10 protein-coding genes are annotated in these 15,736 nt (G+C 74.8%); 4 read left to right on the forward strand and 6 right to left on the reverse strand.

Features of this window, described 5'->3' with window-relative positions; genetic code table 11:
* Nucleotides 1–33: 33 nt before the first annotated feature.
* The 4 genes from G7072_RS16530 to G7072_RS16545 form a co-directional block, all read right to left on the reverse strand.
* A complete protein-coding gene (locus tag G7072_RS16530; protein ID WP_166088305.1) occupies nucleotides 34–1,545 on the reverse strand; it encodes a hypothetical protein in 1,512 nt (503 codons plus the stop codon).
* A gap of 136 nt (nucleotides 1,546–1,681) precedes the next feature.
* The gene (gene hutI / locus G7072_RS16535) at nucleotides 1,682–2,875 is read right to left on the reverse strand and encodes an imidazolonepropionase (RefSeq protein ID WP_240917003.1); all 1,194 of its coding nucleotides are present in this window, start codon (nucleotides 2,873–2,875) and stop codon (nucleotides 1,682–1,684) included.
* Nucleotides 2,872–4,251: a formimidoylglutamate deiminase gene (locus tag G7072_RS16540; protein ID WP_166088307.1), complete on the reverse strand. Its 1,380-nt coding sequence runs from the start codon at nucleotides 4,249–4,251 to the stop codon at nucleotides 2,872–2,874. Before G7072_RS16540 ends, hutI begins: the two co-directional genes overlap by 4 nt.
* Nucleotides 4,248–5,537, reverse strand: coding sequence for an allantoate amidohydrolase (locus G7072_RS16545; protein WP_166088309.1), 1,290 nt, complete (start codon nucleotides 5,535–5,537; stop codon nucleotides 4,248–4,250). The genes G7072_RS16540 and G7072_RS16545 overlap by 4 nt, the downstream gene beginning before the upstream one ends.
* 44 nt (nucleotides 5,538–5,581) lie before the next feature.
* Between G7072_RS16545 and G7072_RS16550 the strand changes: the two genes are divergently transcribed.
* Together G7072_RS16550 and G7072_RS20100 are read left to right on the forward strand one after the other, a co-directional pair.
* Nucleotides 5,582–6,184, forward strand: coding sequence for a nitroreductase family protein (locus tag G7072_RS16550; RefSeq protein ID WP_166088311.1), 603 nt, complete (start codon nucleotides 5,582–5,584; stop codon nucleotides 6,182–6,184).
* A gap of 243 nt (nucleotides 6,185–6,427) precedes the next feature.
* A complete protein-coding gene (locus G7072_RS20100; RefSeq protein ID WP_166088313.1) occupies nucleotides 6,428–8,722 on the forward strand; it encodes a LuxR C-terminal-related transcriptional regulator in 2,295 nt (764 codons plus the stop codon).
* Between the two features lie 4 nt (nucleotides 8,723–8,726).
* Here G7072_RS20100 and hutU read toward each other — a convergent pair whose 3' ends face one another.
* Nucleotides 8,727–10,463, reverse strand: a complete 1,737-nt coding sequence (gene hutU, locus G7072_RS16560) for a urocanate hydratase (RefSeq protein WP_166088315.1) — start codon at nucleotides 10,461–10,463, stop codon at nucleotides 8,727–8,729.
* Nucleotides 10,460–12,025 (reverse strand): histidine ammonia-lyase, encoded by a 1,566-nt coding sequence (gene hutH / locus G7072_RS16565; RefSeq protein ID WP_166088318.1) that lies wholly within the window; start codon nucleotides 12,023–12,025, stop codon nucleotides 10,460–10,462. Before hutH ends, hutU begins: the two co-directional genes overlap by 4 nt.
* An 87-nt stretch (nucleotides 12,026–12,112) precedes the next feature.
* Here hutH and G7072_RS16570 point away from each other — a divergent pair, with 87 nt between their 5' ends.
* Both G7072_RS16570 and G7072_RS16575 read left to right on the forward strand, forming a co-directional pair.
* Complete coding sequence (locus tag G7072_RS16570) at nucleotides 12,113–12,883, forward strand: IclR family transcriptional regulator (protein WP_166088321.1); 771 nt, start codon at nucleotides 12,113–12,115, stop codon at nucleotides 12,881–12,883.
* A gap of 68 nt (nucleotides 12,884–12,951) precedes the next feature.
* On the forward strand, nucleotides 12,952–15,570 hold the full coding sequence (locus G7072_RS16575) for a peptidase (RefSeq protein ID WP_166088323.1): 2,619 nt from the start codon (nucleotides 12,952–12,954) through the stop codon (nucleotides 15,568–15,570).
* The last annotated feature ends 166 nt before the right edge of the window (nucleotides 15,571–15,736 follow it).

A 15,736-nucleotide genomic window follows, 5' to 3' on the forward strand; every position in this document is an offset into this window, starting at 1 on the left:
CGGATACTAGCGGTATCCGGGCTCGTCGGACGGTCAGCGGTCGGGAGAGGTGGCGATCCGGACGTAGGAGTACGACGAGGGGCGGTCGTCGGCGCGCAGGGCAGCGCAGTCGCCGCGCAGGTCCTCGCACCGGACGCGCAGCCCGCCGTCGCGCCCGATGTCGAGGCGCGAGCGGTAGCGCTCGCTCAGCAGGTCGCCGCCGCCCTCGGGGTCGACCTCGCGGTCCACGGCGTCGTGGCGCCAGCCGTCGGTGAGCAGCCGGTCGAGGGCCCCGGCCCCGCTGCCCTTGACGTAGCGGTCGAACCAGGCCGTGGTGTACCAGGAGGCCAGGTCGATGCCGCGCCGCGTCGCCCCGAAGGTCGGGGTCGGGATGAAGGAGTACTCGTAGTGCGTGCCGCCCCGGACCACCAGCTGGCCGGAGTCGACGCCGGCCTTCGAGAACACCCGCGACCCCTGCGACTTGGCCCGCGGGTCGGGCTCGGTCAGGAACGGCGTGGGCGTGAGTCCGTAGTCGTTGGAGATGCCCAGCGAGGGCACCCGGGGCTTCGGCGACCCGAGACCGCCCTCGAGGCACCCGGCGGGCACGTTGCCCCCGGCCGTCAGCCGCGGCGGGGTCGCCGCCGTGACGTCGCACAGGTTGTCCCAGGCCACGACCGCGTCGACCCGGCGGTCCTGCTGGCCCACCCAGCTGACGCCGGCGGCGCCGTACGAGTGGCCGGCGAGGCCGACCCGGGTGCGGTCGACGAGCCGGGCGAACGGGTTCCAGCCGGCGTTGAGCCCCGCGGCCGCCCGCCGCTCCTGCTTGTCGCAGTGGCTCGTGCCGGAGCGGCTGCGGCGCGGGCAGTAGGGGTCCGCCTTGCTGGACAGCGCGAAGTCGAGGCTGTCCTGGGTGCCGTCGAAGAACGTCACGCCGGTCGTCTGGGACGGCACGCTGTCGAGGAAGTCGACGCCCTCGCCGAAGGTGTCGGACTGGCCCTGTCCCTGCGCGTCGCGCGTGAGCACGACGTACCCCTGCTTGGCGAGGGTCTGCGCCGCCCACCAGTAGAGCTGCTCGGGCGCCTGCACCGAGCCGGGCGTGATGACGACGAGCGGCCGCTTGCGCGGGCCGGCGTCGGTGGCCCACACGTGCCCGTTGAGCGTCGCGCCGTTGCGCGCGGTGTAGAGCACCTCGCGCACCTTGCCGTGGCCGTCCTCGCGCCACCGCGCCAGGCGTACGTCGCCGGCGCACGTCAGCGACCCCGACCAGCAGGCGTCGGAGAGGTAGAAGCGCTCGGGGTCCGAGCCCTGCTCGACGAGCGCCTGGACGAAGGTCTCCGCTCCCAGGGTGGCGAGGGCCGCCAGCCCGGCCGGCGTCAGGTAGACCTCCGCCCGCTCCTGCGTCTTGGCGTAGGTGTTCTGCTCCTGCGCGGGGTCGACCGGGTCACCGGGGGCGCCCCAGGCGGACCCGGCGCCGGTGGTCCCGACCCCGACCAGCCCGGCCGCGAGCAGCGACGCCCCGGCGACGAGGGAGACGACACGAGACCGGGACCGTCGAAGCGACAACATGCGTGGCAGGTTACGCCGCCCCCCTCCCCGCCCGCCCCCAGATCCGTGCACAAACGCCCCCAGAACCGTGCACAAGTTCGCTCATGGGGCTGGAGATCGCCCCATGAGCCCCATGAGCGGTCTTGTGCGCGATTTCTCAGGGGGTGACGGGGGGTGGCGCGAGGGCGAGCGGGGTGGTGAGGGGGACGCCGGGGCGGTAGGCGAGATGGAGGTACGACGGCGCGGCCAGCGTGACCAGGTCGGCGCGGGCCCCGACGCGCAGGTGCCCGACGTCGTCGCGCCGCAGCGCCCGGGCTCCGCCCAGCGTCGCGGCCCGGAGCGCCTCGGCCGGGGTCAGGCCCATCTCGCGCACGGCCAGCGCGAGGCAGAACGGCAGCGACGAGGAGTAGCACGAGCCGGGGTTGCAGTCGGAGGCCAGCGCGACCTCGACGCCGGCGTCGACGAGGGCGCGCGCGTCCGGGTAGGGCGAGCGGGTGGAGAACTCCACCCCCGGCAGCAGCGTGGCGATCGTGCCGCTGTCGCGCAGCGCGGCCACGTCGGCGTCGTCGAGGTGGGTGCAGTGGTCGACGGCGGCCAGCCCGAGCTCGCACGCCAGCCGCACCCCCGGCCCGGGGCCGAGCTGGTTGGCGTGCAGCCGCCCCTGCAGCCCGGCGGCGGCGCCGGCCGCCAGCACGGCCCGCGCCTGGTCGGCGTCGAAGGCGCCCCGCTCGCAGAAGGCGTCGATCCATCGGGCGTACGGCGCGCAGGCCTCCAGCATGCGGCCGGTGACGAGGTCGACGTAGCCGGCCGGGTCCTCGGCGTACTCGTCCGGCACGACGTGGGCGCCGAGGAAGGTGGTCTCGGGGGTGAACCGGGCGGCGATCGCCAGGGACCGGGCCTCGTCGAGCACCGTGAGCCCGTAGCCGCTCTTGACCTCGACCGTGGTCGTGCCCTGCGCCCGCATCTCGGCCAGGTGGCGCAGCAGGTTCGCCTCCAGCTGCTCGTCGGCCGCCGCGCGCGTCGCGACCACGGTGGTGCGGATGCCGCCGCCGTCGTAGCGACGCCCGGCCATGCGCGCCTCGAACTCGGCGGCGCGGTCGCCGGCGAAGACCAGGTGGCTGTGGGAGTCGACGAAGCCCGGCACCACCGCCCGCCCGCCGACGTCCATCCGCTCGTCGGCGGCCGGCGCCCGGTGCGCAGGCCCGGTCCACGCGACCCGCCCCCGCTCGACCACGACCGCGGCGTCGGTGAGCAGACCGAGCGGACCGGGGTGCGCCGGGTCGTGGGTGACGAGCTCGCCGATGCCGGTGACCAGCACGGTCCCGCGCGCCTCGGGCACGGCGGCGCTCACCGGTCGCCCCACGCCGCGGCGACGGCCGCGTCAAGCGCGCGGCCGACCGACTCGTGGTCGCCGTCGAAGACCACCCGCCCGCCCGAGACGACGTGGCGCACGTCGGCGGCGGTCGCGGCGTACACCGCGGTCTCGGCGGTCGCGCCCCCGCCCGCCGTGCGTGGCGTGGTGAGGTCGACGGTGACCAGGTCGGCGCGGGCGCCCACCGCGATGCGGCCGGCGTCGCCGAAGCCGAGCGAGCGGTGCCCGGCCAGGGTGCCGGCGCGCAGCAGCTCCGCCGCCTCCCGGTGGCCGCGGGCGCGGGCGCGCAGCCGCTCGTCGAGCTCCACGGCGCGCATCTCCTCGAAGGGGTCGACGACGGCGTGGCTGTCGGAGCCGACGGTCAGGTGCGCCCCGGCCGCGGCGAGCTCGCGCGAGGGGCCGATGCCGTCGCCGAGGTCGCGCTCGGTGGTGGGGCAGAAGCACACCGCTCCTCCGGCGGCGCCGAGCCGGCCGACGTCGGTGCCGGTCAGGTGGGTGGCGTGGACGGCGGTGGTGCGGTCGGTGAGCGCGCCCGCCTCGTCGAGGACCTCGGTCGGGGTGCGCCCGTACGCCGCCAGGCACTGCTCGTTCTCCGCCACCTGCTCGGAGAGGTGGACGTGCAGCGGGGTCTCGAACCGGTCGGCCCACTCGGCGACCAGCCGCATGTCGCGCAGCGGCACCGCGCGCACCGAGTGCAGCGCGGCCCCGACCACGACGTCGCCCCCGAGCTCGGCGGTGAGCTCGTCGGTGCGCTCCTGCCAGGCCTCCGCCGTGCCGTCGCTGAAGCGGCGCTGCACCCCCTCCACCGCGAGCGGCGACCCGTCGGGCGCCAGCCCGGCGCTGAGGTAGCAGGTGTCGAGCAGCGCCAGCCGGACGCCGGCGTCGCGGGCCGCCTCCACCAGCGCCTCGGCCATCACGTTCGGCTCGCCGTAGCGGGTGCCGTCCGGCTGGTGGTGCAGGTAGTGGAACTCCCCGACCGCCGTCCAGCCCGCCGCGGCCATCTCGCGGAAGACCGCGGTGGCCAGCGTGCGGTAGGTGTCGGGGTCGAGGCGTCCCGCGAGGTCGTACATCTGCTCGCGCCAGGTCCAGAACGACCCCTGGCCGCGCTGCGTGCGACCGCGCAGGGCGCGGTGGAACGCGTGGCTGTGGCCGTTGGCGAAGCCCGGCAGCGTCAGCCCCGGCAGCCGGACGGCCGCGGGACCCGGCCGCGCCCGGCCGGCTCCCGCCTCGTCGACGGAGACGATCCGCCCGTCGGCGACTCCGACCAGCACGTCGGAGCGGACCTCGTCGGCGCCGGCGGCGCCGGCCACCCAGGCGTGCTCGAGGCGGTACGTCGTGGACGGGGGCGCGGTCACGGGCTCACCTGGGTCTCGGGGTCGGAGGGGTCCGGCGTCGGGGCGTCCGGGGCCAGCAGCAGCTCCAGGGTGTCGGCGAGCGCGCTGACGCCGGCGAGGCAGTCGGCGGTCCCGGCGTGCTCGTCGGGGGCGTGCGAGACGCCGGTGGGGTTGCGCACGAACACCATGGAGGTGGGCACCCCCGCGGTCGACAGCACCCCGGCGTCGTGTCCGGCCGCGGTCGGCACCACCGGGAGCGGCTCGGCCTGCGGTCCGGGTCGCCGACGTCCCAGGTGGCGCGCGAGGCGCTGCGCCAGCACCGGGTCGAAGGCGACGGCGGGGGTCACCGACTCGGCGGTGACCTCGAGCCCGGTGCCGTCGCGGCCGGCCTGGTCCGCGGTGCGCCCCCGGACCGCCGCCACCAGCTCCTCGAGCAGGTCGGTGGTCGCGGCACGGGCGTCGAGCCAGGCCGTCACGGCCGAGGGGATGGCGTTGGTGCCGTTGGGTGCGACCTGGACCCGCCCGAAGGTCGCCCGCTGCCCGGCGACCCGCGCCGCCTCCTGCGCGGCCAGCACCGCGTGGGCGTACGTCGTCATCGGGTCGCGCCGGTCGGCCATCGCGGTGGCACCGGCGTGGTCGGCGCGGCCGGTGAGGTCGAAGCGGTAGCGACCGTGCGGCCAGATGCCTTCCGCCACGCCGACGGCGGCCTCCCGGTGGACCAGGTCGCGCCCCTGCTCGACGTGCAGCTCGACGAAGACCCCGACCTCGGCCAGCAGGTCGGAGCCGTGCCCGGGCCCGGGCACCAGGTCGGCGTACGGCACGCCGTCGCGGTCGCGGAGCTCGCGCGCGGCGTCCCACGCCAGGACCCCGGCGGCGAGCCGCGAGCCGAGGCAGGCGACGGGGAAGCGCGAGCCCTCCTCCTCGCTGAAGACCGCGATCCCCAGCGCACGCACGGGTTCCACCCCCCGCTCGCGCAGCTCGTCGAGGGCGGCGAGCGCCGAGACCACGCCGAGCGGACCGTCGAAGGCGCCGCCCTGCACCACGGAGTCGAGGTGCGAGCCGGTCAGCACCGCTTTCTGGTCAGGGCGACATGAATCCGGCCGCCACCAGGCGACGACGTTGCCGAAGCCGTCCTCCTCGACCGCCAGGTCCCGCCGCGCACACTCCTGGAGGAACCAGGCGCGCGCCTCGCGCTCGGCGGCGGTGAAGGGTTGACGGAGGTAGCCGCCGCTCGACGCCCGTCCCACCGGCGCCAGGTCGCCCCACATCGCCTCCCAGTCCGGGGTCGTCCCGAGGGTCGCGCTCATGACCTGTCCCTCCTCGAGGTGACGTCGCGTGTGATCCTTGTGCCGTGGAGCTCAGCGAGGCGGTACGCCGCCGCCGGATGGTCCGAAACTACTCGTCGGAGCCGGTCGAGGCCGCCGTGGTGGACCGCGTCCTGGCCGCCGGGCACCGGGCCCCGAGCGCCGGCAACAGCGCCGGGTGGGCCTTCCTGCTGCTCGACAACCCCGACGACGTCGCCCGCTACTGGCGGGCCACCGCCGGTGACCGCGTCGAGGCTCCTGACCGGTGGCTGCGAGGGCTGATGACCGCCCCCGTGCTCGTGGTGACCCTGAGCTGCAAGGACGCCTACCTCGAGCGCTACGCCGAGCCCGACAAGGGGTGGAGCGACCGGGACGAGGCACGCTGGCCGGTGCCCTACTGGCACACCGACACCGCGATGGCGGCGATGCTCATGCTGCTCACGGCGGTCGACGAGGGCCTGGGGGCCTGCTTCTTCGGCCTGCCCGGTCCGGCCGTGGACCGGTTCCGCGCGGCCTTCGACGTGCCGACGGCGTACACCCCGGTCGGGGTGGTGTCGCTGGGGCACCGCACCGACGACGCGGGCCCGGCCGGGTCCGCGCGTCGTGGGCGCCCCCCGGTCGCCGACGTCACCCACCGGGGTCGCTGGTAGGGCCCGCCGTCGCGGCGTCCGCAACGCGCCCGCACACCGATACCCGTAATTCTCCCCGTGTGTTCCTGGTCCTCCGACCTGGACAATCGTCCAGGGGGGTCGTGAGGCCTCTCGCTGCTGCACTGCGGCCGATCGCCGGGCCACAAGTGCAGACGCGCGGCGTCGCCTCGGACACACTGGGAGGATGTCCTGGGCGACGCCGCTGCGTGAGCGTCCCCGTCGCGTGCTCGCGACGGGGAGACCATGACCGCGCTCGCGCTCGACGCCACCCCCTTCGTCGGCCGCCGACGCGAGCTCGTCGACGTGCGCCGCACCCTCGCCGGAGCACGCCTGGTGACCCTGACCGGCATCGGCGGCGCCGGCAAGACCCGCCTCGCCCGCTCGTACGCCGAGAGCGAGCCCGAGGGCTCCGCGGTGTGGACGGTTCCGCTGGCCGACGTGACCGAGTCGCACCTCGTCGGGCTCGCGGTCGTGGAGGCCCTCGGGCTGCACATCCGCCCGACCGACAGCCCCGTGGACGCGGTCGCCGAGCTCGTCGCCGACCGACCCGCCCTGCTGGTGCTCGACAACTGCGAGCAGGTGGGGGACGCGGCGGCCTTCCTCGTCGTCGAGCTGCTCGAGCGGTGCCCGCACCTGCGGGTGCTCACCACCAGCCGCCACGCGCTCGGCGTCCGCGGTGAGGTGGTCTACCCGGTGCCGCCGCTGTCGGTGCCCGGCCCGGACGACGAGGTGGCGCTGACCGACCTCGAGAGGTACGACGGCGTCCGGCTCTTCCTGCAGCGCGCCGCGGCGGCCATGCCCGGCTTCCGGGCGACCGAGGCGAACGCGGCGGCGATCGGCCGGCTCTGCGGCGCCCTCGAGGGTCTCCCGCTCTCGCTCGAGCTCGCGGCCGCTCGCATCACGGCACTCACCCCGGAGGTGATGCTGGAACGCCTCGAGGACCGCTACCGCCTGCTCAGTCGCGGGTACGCCGACACCCCCGACCGCCAGCGCTCGCTGCTGGCCTCGGTGACCTGGAGCTACGACCTCTGCTCGCCGCAGGAGCGCCTGCTCTGGGCCCGGCTGTCGGTCTTCGCCGGTGGCTTCGGCCTGGAGGCGGCGGAGTACGTCTGCAGCGGCAGCGGCCTGGACGCCGGCGAGGTCCTCGACGTGCTGCAGAACCTCATCGACAAGTCGCTGGTGACCCGCGACCCCGCCGACGACCTGCACTACCGGATGCTCGAGACCATCCGGCAGTTCGGGATGGGCCGGCTGGCCGAGGCCGGCGAGTTCGAGCACTACCGCCACCGGCACGAGCAGTGGTTCGTCGACCTGTCGATGCGGCTCGGGGTGGAGTGGACCGGTCCCACCCAGGCCGTCTGGCTGGAGCACTGGCGTCGCAACCACGCCAACCTCCGCATCGTCCTCGAGCACTGCGCCGGGCACCCCGAGGACGCCCCGACCGCCCTGCGGGTCGTGATGGCGCTCGAGGGCTACTGGTTGGTGACCGGCCTGCTGGCCGAGGCCCGGCACTGGCTCGAGCTCGCGCTCTCCCACGGCACCGGCACGGTGCCGGAGCGGGCCCTGGCCCACGGCATGCTCGCCTACCTGGCCGCGATCCGCGGGGACACCGACGACGCCGCGGCCCACCTCGCCGAGAACGACGCGCTCGTCGCGGAGCAGCCGCTGGGGCTGCTGGTCGCCTACCAGGCCTTCACCCGCGCCAGCGTCGCCTTCTTCGCCGGGGACATGGACGAGGCCCTCACCCGGGCCCAGGAGGCGCTCGCCCGCTTCGAGGACGTCGGCGTGGTCAACCACGTCAGCGTCTGCCTGATGATCACCGGTGTCTGCCACGACCACCGCGGCGAGCGGGAGGCGGCCGAGCGCGCCATCGAGGCGTGCCTCGAGACCACCCGGGCCGCGGGCGAGCTCTACACCCGCTCGCTGGCGCTGTGGTGGCGCGGGGTCGCGGCCCGCGACGCCGGCGACCTCGACCGCGCCGCCCGGCTCCAGCTCGAGGCGCTGACGATGAAGGAGGTGCTGCGCGACCGCCCCGGTCTGGCCATGGTGCTCGAGGCGCTGGCCGGCATCGCGTCCGCCCGCGGCGACGGCGAGCGCGCCGCCACCCTCTTCGGCGCGGCTCGCGCCATCTGGAGCTTCGTGCAGGGCGCCCCCGCCTCCGCCCCCTTCATCGCCGCCGAGCGCGACGTCGGGGAGGCGTTGGCGCGCAGCCTGCTGGCCGAGCGGTCCTTCGAGCGCAGCTTCCGGCGCGGGCAGCAGCTCGGCACCGCGGAGGCCATCCGGCTCGCCCGTGGCCAGGAGCCGCGCGGCGGCCCCGGCCCGCAGCGCCTCGCCGACGGCGTCGAGGGGCTGACCACCCGCGAGCGCGAGGTGGCCGCCCTGCTCGGCGAGGGCCTGTCCAACCAGGAGATCGCCGACCGGCTCGTCATCTCCATCCGCACCGCGCAGGGTCACGTGGAGAACATCCTGCGCAAGCTCGGGCTCAGCTCCCGCGCCCAGGTCGCGGCCCGGGTCGCGCGCGGCCACGCCCGCTCCTGAGGTCTCACGCCCGGTCCGGCGCGGCGGGGTCGCCCTCCCGCATCGGCAGGCGTACGCCGCGCTCGGCCGCCACCTCGACCGCCCGGTCGTAGCCCGCGTCGGCGTGGCGGATGACGCCCATCCCGGGGTCGTTGGTCAGCACCCGCTCGATCTTCTGCGCCGCCAGCTCGGTGCCGTCTGCCACGCAGACCTGGCCGGCGTGGATCGAGCGCCCCATGCCCACCCCGCCGCCGTGGTGGATCGAGACCCAGGTCGCGCCCGAGGCGGTGTTGACCAGGGCGTTGAGCAGCGCCCAGTCGGCGATCGCGTCGGAGCCGTCGAGCATGGCCTCGGTCTCGCGGTAGGGGCTGGCCACCGAGCCGCAGTCGAGGTGGTCGCGGCCGATGACGATCGGGCCCTTCAGCTCCCCGCTGGCCACCATCTCGTTGAACTTCAGCCCCGCCCGGTGGCGCTCGCCGTACCCGAGCCAGCAGATGCGCGCGGGCAGGCCCTGGAAGGCGACCCGCTCCCCCGCCATGGTGATCCACCGGCGCAGGCGCTCGTCGTCGCCGAAGAGCTCGAGGATGGCGCGGTCGGTGGCGGCGATGTCGGCGGGGTCGCCGGACAGCGCCGCCCAGCGGAAGGGGCCGCGGCCCTCGCAGAACAGCGGCCGGATGTAGGCCGGCACGAAGCCGGGGAAGGAGAAGGCGCGGTCGAAGCCTCCCTTGCGCGCCTCGTCACGGATCGAGTTGCCGTAGTCGAAGACCTCGGCGCCGAGGTCCGCGAACCCGACCATCGCCTCGACGTGGCGCGCCATCGACTCGCGGGCCCGCTCGGTGAACCCCTCGGGGTCCTTCTCGCGCAGCGTCGCCCAGTCCTCCACCGCGACTCCGACGGGCAGGTAGTAGAGCGGGTCGTGCGCCGAGGTCTGGTCGGTGACCACGTCGATCGGCGCGCGTCGCGCCAGCAGCTCGGGCACCACCTCGGCGGCGTTGCCCAGCAGCCCGATCGACAGCGGGCGGCGCTCGTCGCGGGCGGCCACGGCGAGCTCGAGGGCGTGGTCGAGCGAGTCGGCGCGGACGTCGAGGTAGCGGTGCTCCAGGCGGCGCTCGATGCGCTCGGGGTCGCACTCGACGCAGATCGCGACACCGTCGTTCATGGTGACCGCGAGCGGCTGCGCGCCGCCCATGCCGCCGAGGCCGGCGGTCAGCGTGATGGTGCCGGCCAGGGAGCCGCCCGCCCCCGGCGCGTCGGTCGAGCCCGTCGAGACCCCGGTGGCGAGCTTCTCGGCCACAGCGGCGAAGGTCTCGTAGGTGCCCTGGAGGATGCCCTGGGTGCCGATGTAGATCCAGGACCCGGCCGTCATCTGGCCGTACATCGTCAGTCCCAGGTGCTCGAGGCGGCGGAACTCCTCCCAGGTGGCCCAGTCGCCGACGAGGTTCGAGTTCGCCAGGAGCACCCGCGGCGCCCAGGTGTGGGTCCGGAAGACCCCGACCGGGCGCCCGCTCTGCACGAGCATGGTCTCGTCGTCGGCCAGCGTCTCCAGGGTCCGCACCAGGGCGTCGTACGACGGCCAGTCGCGGGCGGCCTTGCCGGAGCCGCCGTAGACGACCAGGTCCTCCGGACGCTCCGCGTTGTCGGGGTCGAGGTTGTTCATCAGCATCCGCAGCGCCGCCTCGGTCTGCCACGAGCGCGCCGTCAGCCCGGGTCCGCGGGCGGCGCGGATCGGCAGGCGCGGGTTGGTCTCGTCCGTCGGGTTCATGCCAGCTCTCCGATCGTTGCTTCCACGGTGCGTACGACGTCGCCGCTCGCCACGAGCGTGACGGCGGCCTCGATCTCGGGGGCGAGGTGCCGGTCGGGTCCGGGGCCGTCGACGTGCTCGCGGACCAGGGCCCGCACCGCGGCGGTCGCCGGCGACGGCTCCAGGGGGGCGCGCAGGTCGAGGGCGCGGACGCCGGTGAGGACCTCGACGGCCAGCACGCGCGTCAGGCCGTCGACCGCCCGGCGCAGCTTGCGGGCCGCGGCCCAGCCCATCGAGACGTGGTCCTCCTGCATGGCGCTGCTGGGGATCGAGTCGACCGAGGCCGGGACGGCCAGGCGCTTGAGCTCCGAGACGATCCCGGCCTGCGTGTACTGCGCGATCATGTGGCCGCTGTCGACCCCCGGGTCGCCGGCCAGGAACGGCGGCAGCCCGTGGCTGCGGGTCCGGTCGAGGAAGCGGTCGGTGCGGCGCTCGCTGATGGAGGCGAGGTCGGCCACGGCGATGGCCAGGAAGTCGAGGACGTAGCCCACCGGGGCGCCGTGGAAGTTGCCGTTCGACTCGACCCGGCCGTCGGGCAGCACCACGGGGTTGTCGATGGCGCTGGCCAGCTCGCGGTCGGCGACGGCGGCGGCGTGGGCCACGGTGTCGCGCACCGCGCCGTGCACCTGCGGGCTGCAGCGCAGCGAGTAGGCGTCCTGCACCCGGTTGCAGTCGGGCCCGCGGTGGGAGGCGACGACGCCGGAGTCGGCGAGGATCGCGCGCAGGTTGGCCGCGCTCGCGGCCTGCCCCGGGTGCGGCCGCAGGGCCTGGAGGTCGGCGGCGAAGACGCGGTCGGTGGCGAGCTGGCCCTCGACCGACAGTGCCGCGGCCACGTCGGCGGTCCGGACCAGCGTGGCCAGGTCGTGCAGCGCGAGGACCAGCATCCCGAGCATGCCGTCGGTGCCGTTGATCAGGGCCAGGCCCTCCTTGGGGCCGAGCTCGACCGGTCGCAGCCCGCTCTCCCCCAGGGCGGTGGCGGCGTCGGTCGGGCTGCCGTCGGCTCGGCGTACCGGGCCCTCGCCGATCAGGGCGAGGGCGCAGTGCGACAGTGGCGCGAGGTCGCCGGAGCAGCCGAGCGAGCCGTACTCGTGGACGACCGGGGTGATCCCGCGGGTGAGCAGGTCGGCCAGCAGCCGGGCCGTCTCCGGCCGGATGCCGGTGCGGCCCGTGGCGAGCGTCGAGAGCCGCAGCAGCATCAGCGCCCGCGTCACCTCGCGCTCGACCTCGGGACCGCTGCCGGCGGCGTGGGAGCGGACGAGCGAGCGCTGCAGCTGCGCGCGCATGGTCGGCTCGATGTGCCGGGTGGCGAGGGCACCGAAGCCGGTCGAGATGCCGTACGCCGGGGTCGGGGCCGCGGCCAGCCGCTCGACCGCGGCCCGGGAGGTCCCGATGGCGGCCACGGCCTCGTCGGTCAGCTGCACCGGGGCGCCGTGCCGGGCGACCGCGACGACGTCGGCCACCGACAGCGGTCCGGTGCCGACGAGCACGGGCTCGGCCGGGGAGGTGGTGCGGGTCGCGGTCATGCCTCGATCACACCGCTGCCGGATCGTGGCCACCAGGGGGCACCGCCTGCTGTTGTCTCGGATCCGAGACTGGACGATGCTGGGGCCGTGACGAACGTGCCCGCCGCGACCCGCACGCTCCGGGTCCTGCGCTTCCTGGCCGGACAGCCCGAGCCGGTCCCCCTGGACCGCCTCGCGGCGGCGTGCGACCTGCCCCGCTCGACCGCGTACCACCTCCTCGCCGCGATGGCGGCCGAAGGCTTCGTGGTCCACCTCGCCGAGGAGCACCGCTACGGGCTCGGCGTGGCCGCCTTCGAGGTCGGCAGCGGCTACAGCCGCCAGGCGCCGCTGGCCCGCATCGCGCGCCGACCCCTGGCACGGCTCGTCGACCGGGTCGGCCAGAGCGCGCACCTCGCCGTCCTGCACGGTCGCGACGTGCTCTACGTGCTCGAGGAGCGGGCTCCCGGGCGACCGCCCCTGGTCACCGACGTCGGGGTCCGGCTGCCCGCGCACCTCACCGCCAGCGGCCGGGCGGTGCTGGCCGCCCTCACCCCCGCCCAGGTGCGGGTGCTCTACCCCGACCGCGACGCCTTCACCGACCGGACGGGCCTCGGGCCGACCTCCCCGTCGGCGCTGCGGTCGCTGCTGGTCGACACCCGCCGGCGCGGGCACGCGACCGAGGAGGGCGAGGTCACGCCGGGCTTCGCCTCGGTGGCCGCGGCTGTCCTCGACCACAACGGCTACCCGGTGGCGGGGCTCGCGGTCACCTACCCGGGCGGCGAGGGTCGCGACGGCGTGGTGGACCGGGTCGACACAGCCACCGTCGACGCCGTACGACGCACCGCGGCCGAGCTCGGTGCCCGCCTCGCGGGCCGCTGATCCGGACCGGAGCGACCGGGTCGCCTCAATCGGATGACGTTTGACACACGGCGTTGCATGATGAGGCGATGACTGACCGTCGGCTTGTCTCGCGCCTCGTCCTCTCCCTCGTCACGGCGCTCGGCGTGGTGCTCGGGCTGACCGCCGTCGTGCCGTCCTACGGCGGCGGTGCGCGGGAGGCGACCCCGGAGAAGAAGGCCCTCATCCAGGCCTACGACCGGGCCGCCGCCGACCGGGGCGCAGCGAGCGCCTCGACGGACGAGTCGCGCCCGCACACGCACGCCGGACCGGTGGCCCTGCTGGCCGAGCCCGCCGGGGCCGATGACGGGCACGGGCACGACCACAGCGACCCCGCGACCAAGAACGCGGTCTCCCGCGCCGGCGCCGAGGCCGGTGCCGTCGACCCGACCACCGCCGCCCAGGCACGGCGCAACGAGGCCTCGGTCGTCGCGCAGCGCGCCGAGCCCGACCCCGAGCTGGTCCGGGTCCCCGCGCCGTCCGAGCGACGCACCTCGCCGCAGAACCGCTACGTGATGGCGGGTGGCTGCTACGCGTTGCGCGGTCCCCAGGGCTGGGTGGTCCGCGACGGTGCCGGCTACGCGTCCCGGGCCGCCACCGCCGGCGCGGCAGAGCCCTTCCACTTCCAGGCCACGACGCTGGGCGAGTACCTCCTCTGGGACTCCGAGGAGTCCTTCCTCTCCAGCGACGACCTGCCGCTGGCGCCCACGGTGACGGCCGCGACCGAGGCCGACGAGTCGTCGATCTGGACGGTCACCAAGCCGGACGGCTTCGTGCTGGCCCAGGGCACCGACCGGCTCACCTCCGGTCGCCCCCTGACCACCGGCCGCGGCACGCAGTTCACCCTGCGCCTGGTCGACGGGTGCAGCGCGTGGCCCGAGATCGGCACCCAGATCAGCGGGCGCCCCTTCGCCGGCACCAGCTCCTTCCAGGAGGTGCGCGGCACCACCGACAACCACACCCACGGCATGGCCTTCCGGTTCCTCTCGGGCGGAGCGCACTGCGGCAAACCGTGGTCGCCGTACGGCGTGACGCAGGCGCTGGTGGACTGCCCCGACCACCGCGCCACCAACGGCGTCAACGCCCTCGAGGCCGCCCTGACCGGCGAGCCCCGGCACGACCCCGTCGGGTGGCCGACCTTCAAGGACTGGCCGGCACCTGAGTCGCTCACCCACGAGGGCACCTACCACAAGTGGATGGAGCGGTCCTGGCGCGGCGGCCTGCGGCTGTTCACCAACCTGCTCGTCGAGAACAACCAGCTCTGCCAGCTCTACCCGTTCAAGGACGCGGAGACCTTCGCGAAGACGCAGTGCGACGACACCAAGTCGGTCGAGCTGCAGGCCCAGGACATGCGCGACTTCGAGAAGTACATCGACGCGCAGTACGGCGGTCCCGGCAAGGGCTGGTACCGCATCGTCACCAGCCCGTTCGAGGCGCGCCGGGTCATCAACCAGGGCAAGCTCGCGGTGATCATGGGCATCGAGACCTCGATCCCCTTCGGCTGCTCCGTCAAGGCGACCGTGCCGCAGTGCGACGAGGCGTCGATCGACGCCGCCCTGGACCGTGCGCACCGGATGGGCGTGCGGCAGATGGAGATCGTCAACAAGTTCGACAACGCGCTGTCGGGGATCACCGGCGACGAGGGCCAGACCGGGGCGGTGGTCAACTCGGCCAACTTCGCCGAGACCGGGTCCTTCTGGCGGATGGAGACCTGCGAGGAGCCGGTGGAGCCGGGCGTGCACGACAAGGAGCAGTACGCCCAGCCCGACATCGACGCCCAGCAGCAGGACGCCCTCTTCGGCGCGATCGCCGACCTGTTCGGCGACACCCTGCAGCCGGCGCCGGTCTACCCGCCGGCCCCGCACTGCAACCAGACCGGCCTGAGCAGCCTCGGCGAGCACCTCGTCAAGCGGCTGGCCCAGCGCAAGATGGTCTTCGACCCCGACCACATGAGCGTCAAGGCCCGTCAGTCGAGCCTCGACGTCCTCGAGGAGATGGACTACCCCGGCGTGCTCTCGAGCCACTCCTGGGCCACCCCCGACGCCTACCCCCGGATCTACAAGATGGGTGGCTTCATCACGCCGTACGCCGGCGACTCCACCGGATTCGTCGGCAAGTGGCGCCAGCACCTGAAGTGGGCCGACGGGCGCTTCTACTTCGGCTTCGGCTACGGCGCCGACATCAACGGCCTCGGCGCGCAGGGCGACCCGCGCCCCACCGCGGCGCAGAACCCGGTCACCTACCCCTTCAAGGGCTACGGCGGCGTCACCGTGCGCAAGCAGGTCAGCGGCGAGCGGGTCTACGACATCAACGCCGACGGGGTCGCGCACTACGGCCTCTACCCCGACTGGTTCGAGGACCTCGAGCACGTGGCGGGCTCCGACGGTGCGGCCATCCGCGACGACATGATGCGCGGCGCGGAGGCCTACCTGCAGATGTGGGAGCGGGCCGAGGGCGTCAGCAACGACGCCTGCCGCCAGCCGTCGGTGGCCAAGAAGGCCTCGCTGATCCGCGGCCTGCGGTCCGGCCTCACCGTCAAGGAGGTCCTGCTGCGCGCCGGTCAGCCGCACCAGCGCCTCGGCACCCGCTTCACCTACTGCGCCCGCGCCGCCGACGGCGACCTCACCAGGGTCCGGCTCGACTTCACCCGCGCCGGCCGCCTGGTGTGAGGGGGCTGCCGGTTTCACTAGGTACCTGGTGAAACCGGCGCTTCCCGAGCGAAGCATCGCTCGGGAAGCGCCAGGTTCGTTCGGGAAGCACGGGCCGGTACGCCGTGCCCGGACCGTCACGTGACCTGTGACCCCGGCTACAGGCCGACCTCCGTCGTGGTTACCC

Origin of the sequence: Nocardioides sp. HDW12B, from assembly GCF_011299595.1 — a bacterium.
In the GTDB taxonomy this organism is placed as follows: domain Bacteria; phylum Actinomycetota; class Actinomycetes; order Propionibacteriales; family Nocardioidaceae; genus Marmoricola_A.

Coding starts and splice junctions, on each gene's coding strand:
- G7072_RS16530 (WP_166088305.1), bottom strand. CDS start 1,545: ATGTTGTCGCTTCGACGGTCCCGGTCTCGTGTCGTCTCCCTCGTCGCC.
- hutU (WP_166088315.1), bottom strand. CDS start 10,463: ATGAACCCGACGGACGAGACCAACCCGCGCCTGCCGATCCGCGCCGCC.
- hutH (WP_166088318.1), bottom strand. CDS start 12,025: ATGACCGCGACCCGCACCACCTCCCCGGCCGAGCCCGTGCTCGTCGGC.
- G7072_RS16575 (WP_166088323.1), top strand. CDS start 12,952: ATGACTGACCGTCGGCTTGTCTCGCGCCTCGTCCTCTCCCTCGTCACG.
- G7072_RS16545 (WP_166088309.1), bottom strand. CDS start 5,537: ATGAGCGCGACCCTCGGGACGACCCCGGACTGGGAGGCGATGTGGGGC.
- G7072_RS20100 (WP_166088313.1), top strand. CDS start 6,428: ATGACCGCGCTCGCGCTCGACGCCACCCCCTTCGTCGGCCGCCGACGC.